Origin of the sequence: Chryseobacterium sediminis (genome assembly GCF_008386505.1) — a bacterium.
Taxonomy (GTDB): domain Bacteria; phylum Bacteroidota; class Bacteroidia; order Flavobacteriales; family Weeksellaceae; genus Chryseobacterium; species Chryseobacterium sediminis.
In genome coordinates this window covers 645,824-670,580 of sequence record NZ_VUNZ01000001.1, presented here as the reverse complement: position 1 = coordinate 670,580, position 24,757 = coordinate 645,824, and the positions used below count along the sequence as shown (strand labels likewise).

The 24,757-nt window shown below is 35.9% G+C and carries 21 protein-coding genes; 13 read left to right on the top strand and 8 right to left on the bottom strand.

Annotated elements, in window-relative coordinates:
* Positions 1-66 precede the first annotated feature (66 nt).
* Positions 67-1,209, bottom strand: coding sequence for a DEAD/DEAH box helicase (locus FW780_RS03120; protein ID WP_149832153.1), 1,143 nt, complete (start codon positions 1,207-1,209; stop codon positions 67-69).
* Positions 1,210-1,423: 214 nt separating this feature from the next.
* Between FW780_RS03120 and pncA the strand changes: the two genes are divergently transcribed.
* Positions 1,424-2,029 carry a bifunctional nicotinamidase/pyrazinamidase gene (pncA, locus tag FW780_RS03115; protein WP_149832152.1) on the top strand — a complete coding sequence of 202 codons (606 nt, stop codon included), beginning with the start codon at positions 1,424-1,426 and terminating at the stop codon, positions 2,027-2,029.
* A gap of 193 nt (positions 2,030-2,222) precedes the next feature.
* Here the strand turns inward: pncA and FW780_RS03110 are convergent, their stop codons facing one another.
* Positions 2,223-3,401 carry a pseudouridine synthase gene (locus tag FW780_RS03110; protein ID WP_241676830.1) on the bottom strand — a complete coding sequence of 393 codons (1,179 nt, stop codon included), beginning with the start codon at positions 3,399-3,401 and terminating at the stop codon, positions 2,223-2,225.
* Positions 3,402-3,502: 101 nt separating this feature from the next.
* Between FW780_RS03110 and aroB the strand changes: the two genes are divergently transcribed.
* From aroB to FW780_RS03080, 6 genes are all read left to right on the top strand, one after another.
* On the top strand, positions 3,503-4,549 hold the full coding sequence (aroB, locus tag FW780_RS03105; RefSeq protein WP_149832151.1) for a 3-dehydroquinate synthase: 1,047 nt from the start codon (positions 3,503-3,505) through the stop codon (positions 4,547-4,549).
* Positions 4,550-4,827: 278 nt separating this feature from the next.
* Positions 4,828-5,463, top strand: a complete 636-nt coding sequence (locus FW780_RS03100) for a porin family protein (protein ID WP_149832150.1) — start codon at positions 4,828-4,830, stop codon at positions 5,461-5,463.
* A gap of 231 nt (positions 5,464-5,694) precedes the next feature.
* Positions 5,695-6,327 (top strand): porin family protein, encoded by a 633-nt coding sequence (locus tag FW780_RS03095; RefSeq protein ID WP_149832149.1) that lies wholly within the window; start codon positions 5,695-5,697, stop codon positions 6,325-6,327.
* Between the two features lie 207 nt (positions 6,328-6,534).
* Positions 6,535-7,128, top strand: coding sequence for a porin family protein (locus FW780_RS03090; RefSeq protein WP_149832148.1), 594 nt, complete (start codon positions 6,535-6,537; stop codon positions 7,126-7,128).
* A gap of 458 nt (positions 7,129-7,586) precedes the next feature.
* Positions 7,587-8,285 carry a porin family protein gene (locus FW780_RS03085; protein WP_149832147.1) on the top strand — a complete coding sequence of 233 codons (699 nt, stop codon included), beginning with the start codon at positions 7,587-7,589 and terminating at the stop codon, positions 8,283-8,285.
* Positions 8,286-8,616: 331 nt separating this feature from the next.
* Positions 8,617-9,336: a porin family protein gene (locus FW780_RS03080; protein WP_241676829.1), complete on the top strand. Its 720-nt coding sequence runs from the start codon at positions 8,617-8,619 to the stop codon at positions 9,334-9,336.
* Between the two features lie 105 nt (positions 9,337-9,441).
* Here the strand turns inward: FW780_RS03080 and FW780_RS03075 are convergent, their stop codons facing one another.
* From FW780_RS03075 to FW780_RS03050, 6 genes are all read right to left on the bottom strand, one after another.
* Entirely contained in the window at positions 9,442-10,389 is a 948-nt protein-coding gene (locus tag FW780_RS03075) for a glycerophosphodiester phosphodiesterase family protein (RefSeq protein WP_149832146.1), read from the bottom strand.
* A 138-nt stretch (positions 10,390-10,527) separates the two neighbouring features.
* Positions 10,528-12,027: an amidophosphoribosyltransferase gene (gene purF / locus FW780_RS03070; protein ID WP_149832145.1), complete on the bottom strand. Its 1,500-nt coding sequence runs from the start codon at positions 12,025-12,027 to the stop codon at positions 10,528-10,530.
* 127 nt (positions 12,028-12,154) lie between these two features.
* On the bottom strand, positions 12,155-12,877 hold the full coding sequence (gene purC, locus FW780_RS03065; protein ID WP_027372243.1) for a phosphoribosylaminoimidazolesuccinocarboxamide synthase: 723 nt from the start codon (positions 12,875-12,877) through the stop codon (positions 12,155-12,157).
* 36 nt (positions 12,878-12,913) lie between these two features.
* Positions 12,914-13,609 (bottom strand): DUF3307 domain-containing protein, encoded by a 696-nt coding sequence (locus FW780_RS03060; RefSeq protein ID WP_149832144.1) that lies wholly within the window; start codon positions 13,607-13,609, stop codon positions 12,914-12,916.
* A 2-nt stretch (positions 13,610-13,611) separates the two neighbouring features.
* Positions 13,612-14,217 (bottom strand): SatD family protein, encoded by a 606-nt coding sequence (locus tag FW780_RS03055; RefSeq protein WP_047422919.1) that lies wholly within the window; start codon positions 14,215-14,217, stop codon positions 13,612-13,614.
* 372 nt (positions 14,218-14,589) lie between these two features.
* Entirely contained in the window at positions 14,590-16,503 is a 1,914-nt protein-coding gene (locus tag FW780_RS03050) for an endonuclease (protein WP_149832143.1), read from the bottom strand.
* A gap of 191 nt (positions 16,504-16,694) precedes the next feature.
* On the opposite strand from FW780_RS03050, the gene FW780_RS03045 reads away from it, so the two are divergent.
* The 6 genes from FW780_RS03045 to FW780_RS03020 all read left to right on the top strand — a co-directional run bounded on the left by FW780_RS03045 (position 16,695) and on the right by FW780_RS03020 (position 24,714).
* Complete coding sequence (locus FW780_RS03045; RefSeq protein ID WP_149832142.1) at positions 16,695-17,834, top strand: acyl-CoA dehydrogenase family protein; 1,140 nt, start codon at positions 16,695-16,697, stop codon at positions 17,832-17,834.
* A 21-nt stretch (positions 17,835-17,855) separates the two neighbouring features.
* Positions 17,856-18,353: a DinB family protein gene (locus FW780_RS03040; RefSeq protein ID WP_149832141.1), complete on the top strand. Its 498-nt coding sequence runs from the start codon at positions 17,856-17,858 to the stop codon at positions 18,351-18,353.
* A 451-nt stretch (positions 18,354-18,804) separates the two neighbouring features.
* On the top strand, positions 18,805-19,914 hold the full coding sequence (locus FW780_RS03035) for a GEVED domain-containing protein (RefSeq protein ID WP_149832140.1): 1,110 nt from the start codon (positions 18,805-18,807) through the stop codon (positions 19,912-19,914).
* A 246-nt stretch (positions 19,915-20,160) separates the two neighbouring features.
* Positions 20,161-23,091, top strand: coding sequence for a reprolysin-like metallopeptidase (locus FW780_RS03030; protein WP_149832139.1), 2,931 nt, complete (start codon positions 20,161-20,163; stop codon positions 23,089-23,091).
* A gap of 479 nt (positions 23,092-23,570) precedes the next feature.
* Entirely contained in the window at positions 23,571-24,284 is a 714-nt protein-coding gene (locus FW780_RS03025; protein ID WP_149832138.1) for a glycohydrolase toxin TNT-related protein, read from the top strand.
* A 10-nt stretch (positions 24,285-24,294) separates the two neighbouring features.
* Positions 24,295-24,714, top strand: coding sequence for a hypothetical protein (locus FW780_RS03020; RefSeq protein WP_149832137.1), 420 nt, complete (start codon positions 24,295-24,297; stop codon positions 24,712-24,714).
* Positions 24,715-24,757 lie beyond the last annotated feature (43 nt).

Here is a 24,757-nt window from a genome sequence, read left to right as displayed (position 1 = left end):
TACCGATTCATCATCAAAAAAGGTTTCAATTGTATAAACTGAAACCTTTTTATTTATAATTAATAATTAATATCCATGTAAATCAATACCTTCTGTTCTTTGCAGAGTAACTTTTCTGCCCATTTTCTTCTGAATCACCCTGAAATGCTGCAATTCATCATCCGTCAGAATACTAATGGCTGTTCCTTTCTCATTAGCACGCCCTGTTCTACCGATACGGTGAATATAATCTAAAGGTGAACGCGGCAATTCATAATTAATTACGCATGGTAATGCCTCAATGTGAATTCCACGCCCAATCAGGTCTGTTGCCACCAGAATCTGGGCTCCGTTTACTTTAAACTCTTCTAGATTATTTCTGCGGGCTCCTTGTGATTTCTGACTGTGAATAGCCACCGCTTTAATTTTATTCTTTTTAAGTTTTTCCACCAGATTATCTGCTGACCTTGTAGACGAGACAAAAATCAAAGCCTTTTCCACTTTCTTTTCTTTAATTAAGTAACGCAGAAAAGGACCTTTATTTTCAGGAGAAACATGATATGCAAGTTGTTCAATATTATCAATCTCAACTTCTTCTTTTTTTATTTCGATAATGGTAGGGTTAATAGAAAGACGTTCTTTCATTTCGGAAACCTTATCATTTAATGTTGCCGAAAATAAAGTCGTTTGTTTCACCACAGGCATCATTGCAAAAAGTTTATTCATTTCTTCACCAAAGCCCAGCTGAAACATTTTATCCGCCTCATCAATTACCAAATGTTGGATTCCTGAAATACTCAATGCATTATGATCAATTAAGTCTAATAAACGTCCGGGAGTTGCAATAAGAACTTCTACTCCAAACATTCCTTTCATCTGCGGATTGATAGAAACACCTCCATAAACGGCCATTGTACGTACCTCCCGCTTTAGATTTTCTGTAAAAGCCCTGAAAACTTCATCGATCTGAATCGCCAGTTCACGTGTAGGAACCAATATTAAAACCTGTACATTACGGTCTTTTTTAACTTCCGAATTCTGTAATTTTTCTAAAATCGGCATTACAAAACAAGCTGTTTTTCCGGAACCTGTCTGTGCAATTCCCATCAGATCTTTCCCCTGCAGAATGACAGGAACCGCCTGCTCCTGTATTGGAAATGGTTTTAAATACCCCAGTTTGTTAACAGAACGAATAATATTGTGTGATAATCCTAACGATTCAAATGACATAAAGATACTTATTTACTGCAAAGATACGCTATTGAGATTTGGTTTATATCTCAAAATGCAATACTCTGTAAACAAAGTTTAATGATTTTAATGCCTCCTCACTCATTTTATCAGCCATAAAAATTTATTTTGCCGATTTGTCCGATAATTAGGGTTTGGACAAGTTTTTGAAGATTAGTTTTGTAAATTTATCAAAAATTCGAGAAATCAAAATATGAAAAAAGCGTTAATAATAGTCGATGTACAGAATGATTTTTGTGAAGGCGGAGCCCTTGCAGTCCCTGGATCCAGCGAAATTATCCCGTACATCAATCTCCTGATGGAGGAAAATGCATATGATCAGGTGGTTCTTACACAGGACTGGCATCCTGCAGGCCACAAAAGTTTTGCAAGCAGCAATGGCAGACAGGTTGGAGAAAGTATTATTTTAAATGGTGTTCCACAGTTTATGTGGCCGGATCACTGCATTCAGGGAACTTTCGGAGCAGAATTCCACAAAGATCTGAACAGAGATAAAGTAACTCATATTATACAAAAAGGGAAAAATATTGAAATCGACAGCTACAGCGGTTTCCAGGATAATAATCATTTTATGAAAACCGGATTGGATGATTTCTTAAAATATCATGATATCCAATTGGTAGAAATCGTAGGACTGGCACTAGACTATTGCGTGAAATTCACTGCTCAGGATGCTGTGGCCAACGGATATGTTACTTGTCTTCATTTCAACGGAACACGTGCTGTAAACGTAAAACCAGACAATGCCAGAGATGCCATCTACGAGATGATTGAAAAAGGGGTGACAGTTTTGGGATAAGAGTTAATTATAAATTATGAGTTATGAATTATTATAGTAATAATAAAACTCATAAACTGATATAAAAAAAGCGCAGAATTACTTTCTGCGCTTTTTTGTTTTTTATACTTAAATGTACTTTTTAAAAGAATGAAATAAGTTAAAAACCTGGAATCTGTCATTCATCATTTATAACTCATAATTCATCATTATATTAAAGCATTTTAAGGTTATTCACTTCCAGTTCTGTAAGGATTCTCCAGTGTCCTCTCTTGATATTCTTCTTCGTTAATCCTGCAAACATTACTCTGTCTAAAGCTTCTACTTCGTACCCTAATCGTTGGAATATTCTTCTGATAACACGGTTCCATCCAATATGAATCTCAATTCCGATCTCATTTTTAGGCTTTCCTTCAATGTACGAAATCTGATCAACAACTGCTACACCTTCATCAAGACGGATTCCTTCTGCAATAAGACGTAGATCTTCCCCTGTAAGCTTTTTATCTAACGTTACATGGTAAATCTTTTTAGCATCAAAAGATGGATGCGTCAATTTTTTAGTCATGTGTCCGTCATTGGTCAATAAAATAACCCCCGTTGTGGAACGGTCTAGTCTTCCAACCGGGAAAACTCTGTAAGGAGAAGCATTCGCTACAAGATCCATTACTGTTTTTCTCGCTTTGTCATCTTTCGTCGTAGAAATGTACCCTTTTGGTTTATTCAAAAGCACATAAACCGGTTTTTCCGGAGTAATATTTTGTCCGTCAAAAACTACTCTGTCAGTTTTCTGTACCTGATAGCCCATTTCATTGACTACTTTTCCGTTTACCTCTACCAGCCCCTGAGTAATAAGATCATCAGCTTCTCTCCTACTGCAGATTCCTGAATTGGCAATATACTTATTTAGACGGATAGTGTCTTTATGAACATCTTTGTCAATTTTGTTTAACCTTCTTTTTTGTACAAAAGATTTTGCTCTGTCATCTCTTTCCTCACCATTAGAGGGTCTTCTGCCATATTTCAGACTACCTCTTTCATATTTATCTCTTGTATCAAAGCTTTTTCCTCCTCTTTTGGGTTTTCCGAAAGATTTTCTTTCAAAACTCTCACTTTTATTCGTGATGTAAGGTTTTCTTTCAGATTTTGAACCCATATCTTCGCCAAAACCTTCAGAACTGTCTGTATTTCTCTTGAAAGGTTTTTTGTCGAATTTTGAGTTGGACCCTCTATGTTCCGGAGCCGGTCTGCCTCCATCCTTAGAGAAAGGTTTTTTAAAAGGTTTTGATCCTGAAGAATTTCCAGATCTGGAAGCACGAGAATCATCAGAACTTTTCTTGGTTGAAATTCTTGGTCTCTTTGATCTGTCTGAATTATTATTATCTCTGCTCATTCTAAAAATTTCTGCAAAGATAGTAATTTAGTTACGAGTTAAAAATTAAGAATCATAACTTTGCACTATAGTTTACATTTTAACTTTACAAATATTAGAAGATGATAACAATATTAAACGATAATTTTTCTCAGCTTAACGAGTTTCTTCATGAAAAATCTTTCAGCAAAATTTTCATTCTTGTTGATGAAAACACTCATGAGTACTGTCTTCCTATTCTTTTAGGAAATATGGAAACAGACCTTGGCTTTGAAATTTTAGAGATTGAAGCCGGAGAAGAAATGAAAAATATCCAGACTGCCAATCAGCTTTGGGAAATTCTTACGGAAATGCAGGCAGACAGAAAAGCACTTGTTATCAATCTTGGTGGCGGTGTGATTACTGATATGGGCGGATTTGTGGCATCTACTTATAAAAGAGGGATACAGTTTATCAACATTCCTACTACCCTTTTATCCATGTGTGATGCTTCCATAGGAGGAAAAACGGGTATTGATCTGATGCACTATAAAAATATGGTGGGCACTTTCGCTTTCCCTGAACAGATTTTTATTTTTCCAAAATTCTTAGAAACATTACCATTTAAAGAATTAAGAAGCGGATTCGCTGAAATGCTGAAACATGGACTAATTGCTGATAAAAATCATTGGAACCAGCTGATTCAGGTTCGTAAACTGGAGGTAGAAACAGTAATTCCACATATTCAGACTTCTATGAATATCAAACAGGATGTTGTAGATAAAGACTTTCACGAACAGAATATCAGAAAAACTTTGAATTTCGGGCATACCATAGGCCACGCTGTTGAAAGTTTATGTTTACAGCAAGGGAATCCTATCCTTCACGGGGAAGCGGTGGCAATGGGAATGATTGCAGAAGCTCATTTGGCGTATCTAGAGAACCTTATTTCTGAAACAGATGCAAATACGATCATCGAAAATGTTCAGAGATACTATCCTTACCTTGATATCAGTGATTTTAAAGATGAAGATATCACCGCATTATTACTGAATGATAAAAAGAATACAGACAGTAAAATCAACTTTTCCCTGCTTTCCGGAATCGGCTCTTGTACTTATGACCATCAGTGCAGCCAGGAAAATATCCTTGAATCTCTGTCTTTTTATAGAAAATTGAATAATGCTTAACTATTTTTAGGTAAAATAAATTTGGTTCAAAGGTCGTTTTTAACAAAATTGTCAATTTAGACCCCTTCTAAACAAATGTTTATTTAAAACCACAATGTATTATTAATCAGTCGCATATATTAAAAATCACTTAAACACTAAGTGATTTTTTTATTGATTTTACTCATAAAAAATATTTTTGGCAAGCAATTTGAAAGATACTCTGCGTTCAACTGAAAAATGCTGAACAGTAGTAAAATTTAAAATTAAGAAAGAGTAAAATTAAAAAAATTAAAGTTATGAAAAAGTTAATTTTAGGATTAGCGTTAACTGCAGGAACATTCGCATTCGCTCAACAGACAGGAAACACATCTTCCAATCCAGTAACATTTGGGGTAAAAGGGGGAATGAACGTATCTTCACTTTCAAAAGACAGTGGTCTTGATGATCAGAAATCTAAAATAGGATTCAACGCAGGTGTATTTGCCAACATTCCATTAGCAGCTTCATTCAGCGTTCAGCCAGAGGTTTTATATTCACAATATGGTAATAAATCAGATTTCACTTCATTTGGAACAAAATATTCAGCTTCTACGAAGTTAGATTATATTGCAGTACCAGTGATGTTCCAGTATAATTTAATCCCTAATCTTTATGTAGAGGCAGGACCAGAATTCGGTTTCATGGTAAGTGCTAAAAACAAATTGAAAAATGAATCCAACGGAGATTCTACTACTTCAGATAATTACAAAGACAATTTCAATACATTCAACTTTGGTATTGGTCTTGGTGCTGGGTATTACTTCACTCCGAACCTTGGACTTACAGCAAGATATGTTGCAGGTTTAACAGATATTGCAAAAAACAGACCTAGCGGTTCTGATGCTGTCAGAAACAATGTATTCCAGGTAGGATTGGCTTATAAATTTAAATAAGCTATACATTCACTAACAAATTTTATATTCAATAGAAAAGATCAGATTAATTTTTTAATCTGGTCTTTTTTTATGGTAACGTGTTGATCCTTTGGTAAAACATTAAATATATATCCCAAACTATTGATTTTTCACTCTGTTAAAGATATAATAAAGTCTTTATTGAAGGGGGTTCACGGCATATTGTTTGTTGCTTTCCGAGCGTTAAACAACTTAAAATAAAACTAATCTATGAAAAAGATTTTTCCAGGCCTGGCACTTATTGCAGGTACTTTTGCTTTCGCTCAAAGCACATCCACATCAACTGCTGAAACAACTTCGCCAGCACCCTCTTCCTCTAAAATCAAATTCGGTTTAAAAGCAGGGTTAAACGTTTCTACCCTTTCTAATATGGATATGAAATCAAAAGCAGGATTTTATGGTGGTGTTTTTGTGAATATTCCTGTAGCAAAAGATTTCGCTATCCAGCCGGAAGTATTGTATAGCGCTGTTGGGGCAAAAGAAAAAGGAGATAGTAATGCAAAACTTAATTTAGAATACATTTCCGTTCCTGTAATGTTTCAGTATAAAGCGCTTCCTAATTTTTATGTAGAGGCCGGACCTCAATTTAATTTCCTTATGGGGGCAGAACTAAAAAATGATGTCGGAAGTTTACAGCTTAAAAACGCAACCAAGAGCTTCGATTTCGGAATCGGATTGGGAGCCGGTTATAATATTACCAAAAATATTGGTGTGAATGTGAGGTATACCGCAGGGCTAGCTGATATTGTGAATGCAAAACAACAGAGATATCTTTATGGGTATGGCAGACCAGGATCTGTAAGAAACAGTGTATTTCAGATAGGAGTAAATTACAAATTCTAAAGCCTATTTAGCTTTTGTCGTTAAGTTTTTATAATTAAAGTGGAGCCGGATTAAAATTAATCCGGCTTTTTATATGTAAAAGAAAGATTTATTTTTTCTAGTATATAGCATAAACATTGGATTTACAGACTGTTTTAACTTTGGCACACCATTTGATTCTTAAAGAAATGTTAAATAAAACTTAATAACTATTAAAATATAAAACTTATGAAAAAGATTTTTTTAGGCCTTGCCCTGGTAGCAGGTACTTTCACTTTCGCTCAGAAGACTTCAACTTCTACTGCTTCATCTTCACCAGTTAGATTTGGTGTAAAAGCAGGTCTTAATATTTCTACTCTTACCGAGAATGACTTCAACTCTAAAGCTGGATTTTATGGAGGAGTATTTGCTAATATTCCCGTAGCTCAAGATTTCTCTTTCCAACCAGAGGTATTATATAATGGAATGGGTGCAAAATTTAAAGCAGACAGCGATGCAAAAGCAAACTTAGATTATATTTCTGTTCCTTTAATGCTTCAGTACAATGCTCTACCTAATCTATATTTAGAAGCAGGACCTCAATTCAGCTTTTTAATAAATTCAAAATTGAAATATAAATCAAACTCTGCAGATGCTAAAGACATTTTCAAAACGTTTGACTTCGGAATCGGTCTTGGAGCAGGATATTATTTCACACAAAATATTGGAGTTACGGCAAGATATGTTGCAGGTTTAACAGATGTTGCTAAAAATAGACCAGATTTATCTGAAGATAAAGCTAAAAACGGAGTATTCCAGGTAGGTTTAGCTTATAAATTCTAAGAAATGTTTAGCTTTTAAAGCAAACTTTCTAATCAATACAAAGCCGGATTATATTTAATCCGGCTTTTTTATTTTGCAGATGCTTTTTGGCAAGAAATTTGCGTATTGAGTATTGATTGTACTCTATTCCGGAAATCCCAACTTATGATTCCGTTTTTACAATGAAACAGGTGTTGGTTCAGTTGATAAAATCAATTGAATTTCAATACTAAAATCTAACTATTACCATTATAAACTTTTAACGGGAACAGCATTGGGTGGGTTAACACATAGAATTCAAAGCATAATACAGAAACGTATTTTTGCTCGTAATTAGATACATTTTGATTTCAATAGAAAAAGTCAGGTTTATTAGTTTAAGCCTGACTTTTTCGCTTACTGCATGATTTTTATCACTTCTCCCCTTTGTGGCAGATATTTTGTCACAATGAATAAAAATTAAATTAAAACTTTAAATCATGAAAAAACTCTTTGTAGTCCTGACAGTTGCTGGCAGCCTTTTCGCAAATGCACAGGAAAAAAATCAGTCAAAAACTTCTTCTCCTGTTACTTTTGGTGTTAAAGCAGGTTTGAATGGGTCTACGCTTACCAAAGGAGACGGCTATGAATATGATAACAATGAAAAAATGAAAGTAGGTTTTCATGCAGGAGTATTCGCAAATATTCCGGTTTCTGAAAAATTCAGCATTCAGCCGGAACTTCTTTTCACTCAATTGGGTTCAAAATCAGACTATAACTACAGAACAAGCTCAGGAAATTACAAAACAACACAGCACTATGATTATAGTACAACATTAAATTACCTTTCTCTTCCTGTAATGGTTCAATATAATATTCTTCCTCAGCTTTATGTAGAAGCAGGTCCTGAATTTGGATTCCTGTTGGGAGGGAAAACAAAAGGAGATTTAACCACTATAGAGACTACCGGAAATTCAATTTCGGTTGATCATACCGATCATATTTCAAAGAATATTTCAACAGGTCTTTTTAACCGTTTCAATCTGGGATTAGGTATTGGTGCCGGATATTACTTTACTAAAAACTTTGGGGTGACAGCAAGATTTACTGCTGGTATTACTGAGGTTTATAAGTACAACGAGGATGATAAAGTAAGAAATAATGCACTTCAAATTGGAGTTGCTTATAAGTTTAAATAGGGATATTTATTATTTTCAAAACGATACCGGGCTTAAATGGTCCGGTATTTTTATTTCAGGTCTTAAAAACAGCTTCTGCTTTTAATTATTTATCATTTCAATTATCAACAGTAAAGCTTTTTTATTCTTCAACTCTTTTTATAAAATAGTCCGTTTGGCAATACATTTATTCATTAAAAGGAGAAAAAAGTTCAAAAAAAACCTTCTTAAAAACCACTTGAAAAGCCTTATAAATAGGCATTTTTCAACTTTGGCAAGCAATTTGCAAAATAATTCAAGTCTGATTGAGAAATCATCCGACACACAAATAGTAAAATTAAAAAATAAAATTATGAAGAAGTTATTTTTAGGATTAGCATTAACTGCTGGTACGTTAGCTTTCGCTCAGGAAACAGAAACCAAGACAGAAACAAAAACAGTAAATGCATCACCACTAAAAAAAGATGTTCAACCCGTTAGATTCGGGGTTAAAGCAGGGGGAAATTCCTCTTATTTCAGCCAGCAGAAGTTTGGGATCAATACCCAGCAGCTAGGTTTCCATGCAGGTGCATTCGTTAATATTCCAATTTCAAAACAATTCAGTTTCCAGCCAGAGGTGTTATTTAACCAAATGGGGGCAAAAGATGTAATGTATTCTACAGAAACTGACAATGGTGTTACGAATGTAAAGACTAAAGTACAGAGCAGAGTCCAAATGAACTACATTTCAGTTCCATTAATGGTTCAAATGAGACCTATCGACAAGTTTTATATTGAAGCAGGACCTGAATTCAGTTATTTCCTTAACGGTAAAAACAAAGCAGAATCTACTGTAGCAAGTACTACAGGTGGTGTCACTACTACTACTGCAAGTTCAAACTCTCAGGATATCGACAAAGATATGATCAACAAATTTAATTTTGGATTGGGTCTTGGTTTAGGGTATGATATTACTTCCAACATCGGTGTAAGTGCAAGATACGTAAACAGCTTAACCAAAATTGATAAGAGCAGACCTGCCGCTGAAAACAACAACAGAGTATTTCAGTTAGGCCTGAACTATAAATTCTAATCAAAAGAACCAATTTTTTAACCCTAAGTGCAGTTATCTGCACGTATAAAATAGCCGGAAGAATTTCTTCCGGCTATTTATATTAATAGGATAATATTTAAAAAGTTATTCAAATATTCTCGGATCATCGCTGATCACTCCATCTATACCCATTTCCTTTAATTCCTTCAATCTTTCTTTTGTATTCACAGTCCATGGGATCACTTTCATTCCTAATAAGTGGCATTCCTTTACCAATTGAGGAGTCACAAGATTATGTTCAGGACTGTAAATGGTAGGAGTAAAACTCAGGAACTTCATATCTCCTGCCACTCCACTCAGGTGATCAGGATACATTTTGAATTTCTCCACAGGAATATTTTTAAAATAAGCCTGCTGCTGAGCCCGTTTTTTATCATCCACTTTTTCTACCAACAGAGCTGTCATTATTTCAGGATATTCTTTATGAAGGATTTCCAGTGTTCTGGGATCAAAAGACTGGATAATAACTCTGTCCTGAATCTTTTTCTCAACAATAATCCTCATCATCAGGTCTACAAATTCTTTGGGTTCCGGATGAAATATATTATCGGAGAAAGGACGGGTCTTGGTTTCTATATTATAAAAAGGCAACGGTCTTTTCAGTTCACGGGCATAAGCCTCACATGCATCTATAACATCTGAAAAGAGAGGTTTCTGAGCCTTCATTTTCTTTTGATCGGGATAATTGCTCAGTTTCTTTAAACCTACATCAAATGTTTTAATTTTTGCATAAGGCATTTCATAAATCTTATAATAAAAACCTGAGTCTTTTGGAATATACGTACCATCCGGCTTTGTAACCAATTCCGGCGAAAGGAAAGCATCGTGGGAAAGAATCACCTTTTTGTCTTTTGTGATGGCCAGATCCATTTCCAGGGTCGTTATATTCATTTTTAAGGCATTCTTCATTGCCGGAATGGTATTTTCCGGGTAAAGAGATTTCCCTCCGCGGTGTGCCTGTTTATCGAAAGATTGTGAAGTATAAAGTTGGGCAAATACCAGAAAAATACCCGTGAAAAATGCGTTTTTCATATCCTGCTGTTTTAATCAGACAAAATTAAAACTCTACTATATATTATATAATACAGGAATATTAAGCTTCTGCTACATTTATAAAATAAAAAGAGCCAGGTTGTAGCCCGGCTCTTTTTTATGATTTCAATAAAGAGATTAATTGAATAAATCTACCTCTTCTCCTTTTCCTACAGGATATTCTTCTGTAAAGCATCCGAAGCAGTGATTGGCAGAACCTAAAATGGTTTTCAGATTATCGATGCTTAAAAACTCTAAGGAATCTACTCCTAAATAATTTTTAAGTTCTTCTGTCGTCATATTAGCTGAGATCAGATCATCTTTAGACGGAGTATCAATACCAAGGTAACATGGTGCAATGATTGGCGGAGAAACACTTCTGAAATGGATTTCCTTTACTCCTGCATCTTTTAGAATTTTAACAAGTCTCTTAGATGTTGTTCCTCGAACGATAGAGTCATCAATGATTACGACTCTCTTATCTTTCATTTCTGAGATAATTGGGTTTAGTTTAAGGTTCACTACCCTTTCTCTCATTTCCTGTGTAGGAACGATGAAACTTCTTCCGATATATCTGTTTTTAATCAAAACAGGACGGAAAGGGATTCCAGAAGCCTTTGAGAAACCAATCGCAGCAGGAACTCCGGAATCCGGAACTCCAATAACTAAATCGGCCTCTACAGGAGCCTGTTCCCAGATTTTCTCCCCGGATTTCTCTCTGATTTCGTATACATTGATGTTTTCTAAAGTAGAGTCAGGTCTTGCAAAGTAGATGTATTCAAAAGAACAGATTCTCTGCTTTCCTTTCGCCTCATCCATCATATAAGAATGAAGTTTTCCAGGTTCGTTTTCATTAGTGTAAATGATCTCACCAGGAAGGATATCACGCACATATTGAGCCCCTACCGCATCCAATGCCACAGATTCTGAAGCTACAACATAAGATTTTTCGTCAATAGCTCCTAAAACCAATGGACGGATTCCGTTGAAGTCTCTGAATGCAAAGAATTTATTTCTTGTCATCCCCACTACGGAATAAGCTCCTTCAATCTTTTCCATTGTTGCTTTAATAGCGCCGCGAAGACCTAAATCAAGGTTTTTCTGGATCAGTCTAAGGATCACCTCAGAATCGGAAGTAGCTCTGAAAACTACGCCTTCAGCCTCTAATTCCTGTTTTAATTCTTTCGCATTGGTAAGGTTACCGTTGTGTGCTATAGAAAGTATAATCTGGTCATATTCGTTTTTCGCGAAAAATGGCTGGAAATTATATTTCTTTTTATCTCCTGCAGTGGTATAACGGGTATGCCCAATTGCAGAATTTCCCATAAAAGTTTCAGGTTCCTGAATTTCTTTATAAACATCTAAAACCAGTCCTTCATCTTTCATATTGGTGATTCTTCCATCTTTTAAAACGGAGATCCCACAAGCTTCCTGACCTCTGTGCTGTAATGCAAAAAGTCCGAACTGTGAAAGAGAGAAAGTATCCAGATCATTATCCGAATACAATCCAAAGATCCCACACTCTTCATTGGGAGCATCCAGTCTTTCCTCTTCCTGAGTTCTGAAAAGATTTCTTCCGTAAGTCTGGGTTTCAAACTGTTTTAAATATTCACTTTTATGAATGTCTAAACTTTTCATTTCTATTTTTTCTAATGATTAGAAGTTAGATATTAGATGTTAGAAATTAGTCTAAGTTAACTTCAGTTTTTAATTTTTGTTTTAAATAACAAATTGTTTTTCAGAATAATATACTTTCTATGAAGGCTTATTTCTGTAAAAGATTTTTAAGACGATTGTAGATTTCTACATAAGCCTCAGTAACTTCTCCTAAGTCTCTTCTGAATCTGTCTTTATCTAATTTCTTCATGGTATCTTTATCCCAAAGTCTGCAAGTATCAGGAGAGATCTCGTCAGCAAGGATAATTTCACCGTCTGAAGTTTTACCTAATTCGATTTTGAAATCTACCAGGATGATGTTGATTTTATCAAACAGGTCAATAAGGATTTCATTGATATCTGAAGTCAATTCATACATCTCGTCAAGCTCTTCGTAAGTAGCAGCTCCTAAGAAAACAGCATGGTGATCATTGATAAGCGGATCTCCCAATTCGTCTTTTTTGTAGCAGATATCGAAGATGGTTACCGGAGATTTGATTCCTTCCTCAACTCCTAATCTTTGTGCCATGCTTCCCGCAGAGTAATTTCTTACCACCATTTCCAAAGGAATGATAGATACTTTTCTTACCAACTGCTCTCTTTCGTCCAATTGTTTGATGAAATGAGTTTTGATTCCTTTTTCATTTAAGTATTCAAAAATAAGGGTTGTGATCGCATTGTTCATTTCTCCTTTAAGATCAACCTGACCTTTCTTTTGAGCGTTAAATGCTGTAGCATCGTCTTTGAAACGTACTACTACTTCATCAGGATTATCAGTTGCAAATACCTGTTTTGCTTTCCCCTCGTACAACATTTCTTTCTTTTGACTCATAATTTTACTTTCTAAATTGTAGTTAGATTTATTGATTTATTTTATAATTATTCCTGTTAAGACAGCCAGTCCAAAACTCAGCAGTGTACCAATTAATACATATTCTGTAAGTTTTCTCTGTTTCGCCTGTGCAAGGTCGCTGAACCTGAAAACAGATTTGGCAGCTACCATGAAACCTACGCCTTCCCAGTGATTCACCATGATAAAAGTGAAGACCAGCAGACGTTCTAAAATTCCTATATATTTTCCGGCACTTGATAAAGATTCGGTTTGAATAGTGTTGGCGCCATCCGGAGCGGGTGTCCATGATGACAATAAGATTTTGATAAAAATAGAAGCTGGTGTTGTCAAAAACAATGCAGCCATAATGAGCTTTAAAAAGTCCTGATTCTGTAAAAAGCTGAAGCTGAATTCCTGAAAATACAGGGAAACTCCGGCAATTACCAGAACATGCAGAAACTGATCAATGAAAAACCATCTTTTTTTAGACTTTACATTTTGAAATGTAAGTTTGGCCGCATCAATAATGAAATGAGTAATCCCTACCAAAACGGCTACCCACCAAAGTTTCAGATCCCAAAGAAAAATAAGACTTAACGCTGTGTGAATCAGAACATGAAAGTATAAAAACTTACTTTTTAGTTTATGGTTCTCCTTATCCGCAACCCATGAATTTGGCTGAAGTATAAAATCTCCGAGTAGATGTGCCAATATGAGTTTGATAAAGATCATGCCTATAGTTCTGAGATTTTTTTTCTGAAATACTGGTTGGTTTCCACAATAAGCTCATAGTTGGCTCGCTTCAGTCTCTGGCTTACAGAAGACTGTGAAATAGCAAATCTCTTAGCAAGATCTTCCTGGGTAATATCCTGATTCATGATCATTTCATGAATAATCTCTGCTGTAGCCATAGTCCAGTTGTCAAAATCTTTGGACGACCATTTCAACAGGATGTTAAGATCTCTGTCTACCGGATCACTGGATGTTTTGATGGCAACAGTATGTCCGTCATTTTTAAGGTCATTAAGCAGTCTTCCGGAATGTACATAGGCTGTACCATTGGATTCTGTGATTTTCTCAGAAGAGAAACTTTCTTCACCAATACCTATGGCCATTCTTACATCTAAATTTTCAAGGCTTTTAATAAGAGACTTTATGGCTAGAAAACGCCAGAAAACGTCATCAATATTGCATTTGAACTGGAACTCATCTCCCCTGTAGATTTCCCATGTGCCAGGAGCGCTTCCCCATCTTTCGAGAAGATTTTTAAGTCTGGTAATCCAAACTTCAGTGTCCGCATGCTGTGAATTTATAATATCACCGGTAATGACCGCTATCATACTGCAAATATAAGCATAATTACTTATAAATAAAAAATATAAGCAGAAACACTTATAGATATTGATTATTAGTGAATCTGCTTATATCGATTATGTAGTAACCATAAGGTTTTTAACCCTTTAACAAAAAACATAAAATTATGAAAATGCAAAAAACTGATAAAATTTTTCTTATTATATTTACTTTAACTCTACATTTTTCACTTTTTTTAAGTAAGAAGCTATTTCCTGCTATCCGCTCATACTCCTCACACCAAGCTATCCCAGCCTCTTAACCCTCCAACTCTCCCACTCATGCTGTGGGGTAACCGCTCCTATCAGGGCTAATTTTCAACCTTGACACATTTTAAAAACCTGTCAAGGCTATTTAAGCTATCTTTTAATAAACTGATGTGCCTTATCATCAAGCTGTAAGAAATAAATGCCTGCCGGAATTCCCTGCACAGAAATATTTTTCTTACTTCTGAACGGATCTTTCTCTGTGTAAATCACTTTTCCGGAAAGATCTATAATTCGGGCTGTTTTTACCTGCTCCGTTGCTCCGCTTACATAAAGATTATCATGAACCGGATTCGGATATATTTTAAATTCATTAGCAGAAGCAATCAGTTCAGATGATGACAATGTACCGCCAAGATCCTGACAGTAATTGGATGGATAAGAATCCCACTGACTGATAGTAAAGGTACTGGCTGGCTGATTGACCGTACTTTTTCTATATAAGGATACATTCCCGTTATTATTAGTAGTGTATTTTACCCCGATAGCATCTATGGTAACCGTTTTATTATAAGCAAGCTCCACATAGTTCTGTCCTGCAAACAGCATAGGATCAGAAGCTGTTACAAACCTTGCCTGATCATTGGTATAGCATGATAAAGCAGCTTTTGGATTCAAAATAACAAAAGTTTCATTGTTTCCCACTTTACCCTCCAGTTCATAGGTATCTCCATTATAAATAGCCCCTGATATATTGTTTTTAAACTGGATATTAATCCTGTAATTATTTAAATTGACTTCATGTCCCGTTTTATTAACAATTTCCAGAGCATTATTTTTAACGGCATTTGTATTCGTTCCTGATATATACTTTGTAATCATAAGATCCTGAGCATATGAATCAGAAGCAATTGTTGAAGCTGTAACCGTATTACTGAACGGAGATTCCAGATATGCTTTATCAAAAGCTTTCACGGTAAATGTATACGTTGTTGACGGGCTCAGATGATCTATACTTATAGAAGTTCCCTTTGTAACTGCAACAGGAGTTGTTGAACCATTCATATAAATCCTGTATCCTAAAACATCCGTGTCAGCAGAAGCTGTCCAGCTCAGATTTACAAAATAAGCGTTTTGCTGCGTTGAAGTCAGAGATCCGGGAGCTGCCGGCGCAATATTATCAGGAGTTTCAGACCAGATCAGATCAATCCATTCGGGATGATCAATAAATGGATTTCTGTTTTTCTGTATGGTGTAGATGGCATTATTTCTGTCGATTTCTCTTTGCGAAACAGGGTCTGCAGCACTCCATTGCTTCAGCATAGCAACGTATGGAAGATCAACAGCTCTTTCTTCCGTTCCGTCAAGCGGACATTGATCCGTGGCCGGCGTTATGTTTGCCGATGCACTATACGCCGTATTAAACGAACCTAGCTTCCCTTCATATCTTACCGCAAAATACAGTAAAGTCCTTGCAATATCACCTTTAAATTCATTAATAGGTTCATACACCCTTCCCGTATAAGGATAATTTGGAATTGCCGCATTGGACATCCTTGAAGTATTACTAAAAATATAATGATTCGTACTGTTTCCTATTCCATAAGGATAATTATTTCTTAGCTGATTAATCCTTGCATCAGCCGGAATAATAAAATTAAGATCTGAATACATTGGATAGTCGCTAACAGATGAGCTTGTACTGAAAGTACTTTGAGGCATCATATGCTCTCTGTTGTATCCTAACCCTTCAGCACCCGCTGTGCCTATTAACTGATCTACGGTGTACTCATAAGCATCCGGTCCTGAAGGAATTTCGGAATAGATATCCAGCAAATATTGAGTATTGGAAGCATCATGATCATAATATTTGTCAAGATCAGTCTGATTATAGAGTACCTTCAGATCGTCATAATGCCAGTTGATCATTTTAGCCGAAATAATATCGTGAAGTTTAGACTTCAGGGCATACCCCGTCAATCCGGCAGTTCCGTCATAATACCCTGTAGGAACCTGCGCGGAAATACATGATGAAATTAAAATGATAGGAAGTAATTTTTTTTTCATGCGTTAAAAATTGGGGAACTAAAATAGTGAAATAAAAAACGGAAAAGCTTGAACATTTTATTAAGAAAACATTAATTCTGAAAACATAAAAAATTGAAAATTAAAAGCATTACCGCTTAAATATTACGAATGAAATAATTTATTTTAGCATTCCATCAATTTGGTTATCTTTGGGCACTAACTATTATTATATGAATACAGAGACTATTGACAACATCAAAATGATAGCGGAGACGGCTAGAGAATTTGCAGAAAAGAACATCAGACCGAACATTATGGAGTGGGATGAAAGCCAGACTTTTCCAAAAGACTTATTCCACCAGTTAGGTGAGATGGGTTTTATGGGAATTGTTGTTCCTGAACAATATGGAGGTTCCGGCTTAGGCTATCATGAATACGTTACTATTCTGGATGAAATTTCTCAGGTTGACCCATCTATCGGTCTTTCTGTAGCAGCACACAACTCACTTTGTACCAACCATATCTATGAATTTGGAAATGAAGAGCAGAGACACAAATGGCTTCCTCAACTTGCTTCTGGAAAAGTAATCGGAGCTTGGGGACTTACTGAACATAATACAGGTTCAGATTCAGGAGGAATGTCTACTACTGCTGTAAAAGATGGTGACGAATGGATCATCAACGGAGCTAAAAACTTTATCACCCACGCTATTTCAGGAGATATTGCGGTAGTAATGACAAGAACAGGAGAAATAGGTGCTAAGAACAACTCTACAGCTTTTGTTTTAGAAAAAGGAATGCCTGGATTTACTTCCGGGAAAAAAGAAAATAAATTAGGAATGCGTGCTTCTGAAACAGCAGAATTAATCTTTGATAATGTACGCGTACCAGATTCTCACCGTTTAGGAGAAGTAGGTGAAGGTTTCAAGCAGGCAATGAAAGTATTGGATGGTGGTAGAATTTCTATCGCTGCACTAAGCTTAGGTACTGCAAGAGGAGCTTACAAAGCTGCTTTGAAATATGCAAAAGAAAGACATCAGTTCGGAAAGCCTATTTCAGAGTTTCAGGCAATCAACTTTATGTTAGCAGATATGGCAACAGAAATTGATGCTGCTGAGCTTCTTATCCAAAGAGCTTCTACCCTGAAAAATGCAAAACAGAAAATGACAAAAGAAGGAGCTATGGCTAAATTATACGCTTCTGAAGCTTGTGTAAGAATTTCTAATAATGCAGTTCAGATTTTCGGAGGATACGGTTATACAAAAGACTTCCCGGCTGAAAAGTTCTATAGAGATTCTAAACTTTGCACAATTGGTGAAGGTACTTCTGAGATCCAGAGACTGGTAATTGGAAGAGATATCACAAAATAAATTTTTAAAATCCCAATACAAATGATTAAACAGGCACTTTTAGGTGAATTTCTGCATGAAGCTGAAAACACCAGAAAAATTTTGAAGGCAATCCCTGACAGCGCATTAGACTGGAAACCATCTGAAAAAAACTGGACAACCGGTCAGCTGGCATCACACATTGCTGAAGTATACAATTGGTATGAATCTACTTTCAATGAAGACACTTTTGATATGGGTACGTACAAGTATGACAAAGGAGACATTTCCAAAGCTGAAAATATCCTAGCAAAATTTGAAGAAAATGTTGCCAACGCACAGAAAGTTCTGGAAAACTCGGATGAAAACACTTATTTCAATGAGTGGAAAATGGAAATGAACGGAAATGTACTTTTCCCGCCATCTCCCAGAATCCAGGTGGTAAGAGGATTTCTTTATAATCATTTGTACCATCACAGAGGTGAACTGGTTGTTTATTTAAGATCAACCGGAAATAAAGTTCCCGGCCTTTATGGCCCGACTGCTGATGATACAATGTAATTGTTAAAATATTTCTAAATAAATAATAGCACTCGTATTTTACGGGTGCTTTTTTTTGAAAATTAAAAAAAATATTCTCATTGAGTTTTTTTACAATTATGTGCAGGGCACATTGGATTATTAATTTTAAATTCAGAAATTTACAATAATAAGCATCCCGAGAAAATTGAGAATAGAATCTTATCATTAAGTTTTATCTTCTTTTTTGTATGGAATGAATCTAAATTTATAAACACACACAAATGATACAATTACACATTTTCAATCACGTAAAGATACTGAAAGAGTAAATCACTCTTACTAATACAATCCCAGCTTAAAACCATACAAGTCTTTTTTAGCAGTTTCTCATATTTTCATGAGCTGTAGTATTATGCTCTTTTGTCTGGTTTAAAACACCTAAAAATTAACCTGTATATGTAAAATGCATATACAATAAAACCATATTCAAATGAAAAAACAATTATTTCTGACTGGAATGCTCCTTGTAGGAGGAATTTCATTGGCAAGCGCAAACCATCATCAATCTGAAAAATCCCCGAAAGCATCAGGCACTGCAGATGTAACACCTCCTACAGTACCTGATGCTGGACCAACCGCAACACCACCTTCGTCTAACACTCTTCAATTTGGATGGTATGCTTCTTCGGATAATGTGGGAGTAACCGGTTATAATGTTTACAAAAACGGAGTATACATTGGTACTACTACTTCTACTATATATACTATAAAGACGGGTCTATCACCCTCAACTACTTACACTTTCACAGTTAAGGCAAAAGATGCAGCAGGAAATCTGTCTGCTGCAAGTAAAGGTATAAAGTTGACTACTACTAGCGTATTTCAAGGGTATTGCTCAATAACTTCAAACGACCCATCCGGGCCTAAATTTATCAATTTCAAGTACGGTGGAGCGGTCAAAGTTAATAATACATCTACATTTAATGCAGGATTCCGTGATTATACAGCCTTAATTGGTTCTATGGGAACGCAAGGAACATATACAATGTCTTCATCTACATTGAATGATAAACGTAATTATGAAGTATATATTGACTTTAATAACAATAAAGTATTTGAGAATAACGAAGTTTTTAAAATGAAAACTACTGCTAATTCTGGTGTTACAACGGTAACAGGAAGTATTGTAATTCCTAATATTCCTATGACGCAAACAAGAATGAGAGTAAGATTGAGCGGCACAGATGAAGCACCGGGTAATCACAGCTGTACAAATGTTAAAACCGGACAGGTTGCAGATTATACCGTTTATATTTATGGTTCTGATGATAGAATTGTGGTAAATCCAAAAGATTTATCTTCAGAAACAGACAAGTTGAAAATCCCAACCTCCACTGATATCAAAGTATATCCAAACCCAGTAAAAGATGTGCTTACGATATCCAATATGGATTCCGAAGAATACAAAATCTTTAACATGGAAGGAAAACAAATCAGTTCCGGAAAACTGGTTAGAGGTTCTGCTAATGTAAGCAGTCTTGTAAAAGGAGTTTATATGATCCAGATTGGGAAAGTTTCAAAAAGATTTATTAAAGATTAATTTGTAAGCTGAATCATGAATAATAACTCATACAGCTTTACAGATTTGAGTTAGTTTTTAAAAAGTGAATAGCACCCGCATTTCGCAGGTGCTATTTTCTTTTTTTGATACAATATAAATTCAATTATATTTAATGTATTGCATAGTAAATTATACATAAAATCTAAATATTTCTTAAAAAATTTTATTTTTGATAATGTATTTTTTATTAGCTTTGATATTCCACAATCAAATTTAGTATTTAATATGAAAAAACAATTAACGCTGATTGGAATGCTCCTTATCTCGGGTATTTCTTTCGCACAGACTGACCGTCTTTGGTCTGAAGGTTCCAGAAAAACTTCATCAGAGGTTTTTGAAAACAAAACCGGCATCAGCAATCCTAAGGTTTACAACCTGGATATCAACGGATTGAAAAATGCTTTAGCAAAAGCTCCCAAAAGACTGGCTGTAGGCGAAAAATCAGAACTCATCATCTCTTTTCCAAATTCTGAAGGCAGAATGGAAAATTTTAAAGTGAGGGAGAATTCCAATTTTGCCCCTGAACTGGCAGCAAAATATCCGGATATTAAGTCCTATGTAGGACAAGGTCTGGATGATCCTAATTCCACCGTCTATTTCAGTGTTTCTCCACTTGGACTGTCATCAATGGAGATTTACGGTGATAAATCCGCAGTATTCATTGAACCTTACACCAAAGATCTTTCCACCTATGTAGTGTACAGAAAGTCTGACAAAAAAGATGATCTCAACAAATTTGAATGTACAGTAGTAGATGCTGCACAGAAAGGAGTTTCCAACTCTGCGCTTGCTGCAAGACCTAATGCTGATGATGCCAAACTGAGAACATTCAGACTAGCTCTATCTTGTACTGGAGAATACACTACTTATTTCGGGGGTACAAAAGCTCAGGCCTTAGCTGCAATGAATACCACAATGACCCGTGTAAACGGTGTTTTTGAAAAAGACTTCGCAGCAAGAATGGTTCTGATTGCCAACAATGACGCTGTAATCTACACCAATGCCTCTACAGACCCTTATTCTGCAGCATCGGGAATGAGCAGCTGGAATTCTCAATTACAAAGTACTTTAACTTCTGTAATTGGTGAAGCCAACTATGATATCGGACACTTGTTCGGAGCTTCAGGAGGTGGAGGAAATGCAGGATGTATCGGCTGTATCTGTACCAACGGATCAAAAGGAAGCGGATACACTTCTCCGGCAGATGCTATTCCTTCAGGAGATAATTTTGATATCGACTATGTGGCTCACGAAATGGGACACCAGTTCGGAGGAAATCATACCTTCTCCATGAATAATGAGGGTACTGGTGCCAATATGGAACCGGGATCAGGATCAACAATCATGGGATATGCGGGAATTACCAGCCAGGACATCCAACCGCATTCTGATGCTTTTTTCCATGCGATAAGCATTCAGCAGATCACTAATAATATTAAAGCTAAAACTTGTTCTGTCAATACCAATACAGGGAATTCAATTCCTACAGCAAGTGCAGGCTTAGATTATACCATTCCAAAAGGAACTCCATTCGTACTGACAGGTACAGGAACGGATGCTGACGGAGATTCTTTAACCTATATCTGGGAACAGATGGATAATGCTTCTTCTTCTCAAACAGGAGCAAGTTCAGCTGCCAGCGCAACAAAAGCTTCAGGACCTAACTTCAGATCATGGACTCCTACCACTGCTCCTGTAAGATACTTCCCAAGAATGGCTTCTGTATTAACAGGTGCAACAACTACAGCAGGTTCTGAAATCACGGTAGAAGCACTTTCTTCAGTAGCAAGAACATTGAACTTCAGATTTACTGTTCGTGATAATAAAGCAGGAGGTTCAGGAAATAATTCTGATGATGCTGTAATCACTGTTAACGGAACTGCCGGACCATTTAATATTACGTCACAGAATTCAGCAACAACTTATGCCGGAGGAAGTTCTCAAACAGTTACATGGAACGTGGCAGGAACTACAGCTAATGGTGTAAATGCAGCCAATGTAGATATCCTTTGGTCAACAGACAGCGGAAATACATGGACTACTCTATTGGCAGGAACTCCAAATGACGGTTCACAGGCGGTAACCATTCCTAATTCTACTACAACTACGGGAAGAATCATGGTAAAAGGATCGAATCACATTTTCTTTGATGTAAACAATGCGAACATCTCTGTAAATGCAGGTTCAGGAACTCCTGATACCGTTGCACCTACAGCACCTACCCTTGCTGCTTCAGGAACTACTGCTACCACCACTAACCTTTCATGGTCAGGTGCTACTGATAATGTAGGCGTTACAGGATATGATGTATATCAAGGAGCTTCATTAATAGGCTCTACAGCTTCTACTACATATACCGTAACAGGGCTTACTCCATCCACAACGTATTCTTTTTCTGTTAAAGCAAAAGATGCAGCAGGAAATGCTTCTGTTTCCAGCAATACAGTAAGTGTTACCACTCTTTCAGGAGGAACAGTTACTTATTGTTCTTCTTCAGCGTCTAACACAGCTGACGAAAGAATCGGAAACGTAACATTCGGATCTATTAATAATACTTCTACAGGGACAGCGGGTTATGAAAACTTTACTTCAGTTTCTACCAATGTAACCAGAGGAAGTGCTTATACAATCTCCATTACTCCGGTTTGGACCTCTACAAAATATAGCGAAGCATATGCTGTTTATATTGATTACAACGGTGATGGAGACTTTACAGACAGTGGAGAATTAGCATGGACAAAAGCTGGTTCTACAACAAGCCCGGTTACCGGATCTATTACCATTCCGGCTACTGCAACTGTTGGATCTACAAGAATGAGAGTGATGATGAAATACAGTTCAATCCCTACTTCATCATGTGAAGCTTTCACTTATGGCCAGGTTGAGGATTATACTCTTAATATCGTTTCTTCAGGAAAAGGAGATGTTCAGAATACAAAAGATCTGATCACAGATATTAAGCTTTATCCAAACCCTGTAAGAGATGTACTTTATGTTTCCAATACAACTTCAGAAGACTATAAAATCTTCGATATGGGTGGAAAACTAATTGACTCAGGAAAACTTCAGAGAGGCTCTGTAAACGTAAGCAACCTTATCAAAGGGGCTTATATGCTTCAAGTTGGAGAATCAACTAAAAGGTTTATTAAAAATTAATAACTTTTAAAATTAAACGATGTGAAAAAACTGCCCTTTACGGGGCAGTTTTATTTTGTGAAAAAATGTAAAATATCATATTAAATGCATTTATTATTGCAATTAATTTCATAAAAATATTTTATTTAAAATAAAATCACCAATATTTGAGTTTTTTGATTTAAATTTATCGCATAACAATATTTTGTTGTACCGTTTACCCAGATTGTATTTAAGGGAACTCCAGACCGTTTTTGACGTCTGATGCAGTTGTTTCTTTCGACCCTTGTTTTGGGATAATTTGATATTTCAACAGTTTATCGCCAGAAAAGTTTATTATTGAAACAATTTCAAACCTGAAAATATCTCTTATTGACTGGAAAAACATGAATAATATACACGCCAACACTTCCACTTAAGATTTCTGTAAAGAATAATGTTTCAGAAAGGCAGCTCCCTTCTAATACCTCTTAATTTTAAAATAATTTAAAATTTTTTATATGAAACATTTATTTAAGTGCATCTTTTTTTTAACGATTACTTCATTCTCGGTTGCCTGTAGCTCAGACAATGATGATGTAATAGACATCAATCCCGATGTCACCACTGTATTTTACAAAAATGCTGATGAACTGGCTGTAACTTATGACACCAACAATTCGGTGAGCCAAACAATCAGAAATCAAGCTTATGACCTGTACAAAAGAGGAAAATGGAGTGAATTGGAATCACTTTTTAAAGCTAATAATTTAAACGGTGGATGGCCGCCAGCTAATGGAGGTTACAATATCGTTGACGATGTCCCTTTACAGGTTGGGCAAAAATTTGACAGATATAGCGGAGCTGTTGGTAATTATACAGGTACCGGAGTTCCTACTTTAGGAGGAAGTTTTACAAGTCCTATCATCAACGGGTATACATATACTTTCACACAGAGAGCATTAAATCAGCCTGAAGACAAGTATGATTTCTATTATGAGATTGATGTTCTGAACAATTCAATGCAGTTTAAAACACAGACGGCAGACATTATTCCTTGGTTTAACCAGGCCGGAAAAGGAAAACAAACCATGTGGAAAATTCCAATTGACATCAACACAGGTTATCAGAAGACATGGAATAAGCTGGCAGAAGAGGGCTACATAAAAGTTACCATTAAGAAAAGTCCAAGCGGAAAATATCCTAACTTAGTAGGCACGGTTATTCAGCCATAAAACCATTCAGATGTATTCAATTTCAGACAAAATAAACATTACCAAAAAAGCTTCAGTTGCAAAAAACACTTTCATGAATGACGAAGCTCTCCCCTCAGCCATAACTACTTTTACCTGTTGTAATTGTGGTCATGAAAATACAGTTGAAATCAAGCCTTACGAATCAGGGTTTCCAATCTTTCATGTGTACAATGAAGATAAAGTTTTATCTAAAAGCGAATTGTTAAAGCACGGAATGGTTAATGAAACTTCTCAAAGAATGCTTCATTTCGGAGAACTGACCGTCAATGATCAGCCAACTTTATATTTTGGTACCGATTGTTCTTCCTGCCCTTCAAAATACATCTGTGTATTCAGTTATGGTGAAAAACAGCCGGGATTATCGATCTTAAATATCTCAGGCATCTGGAAATATGAGCCACTGAAATAATTAAATATAATCAACAGATTTCAAAACAAAACCACAATTTTTA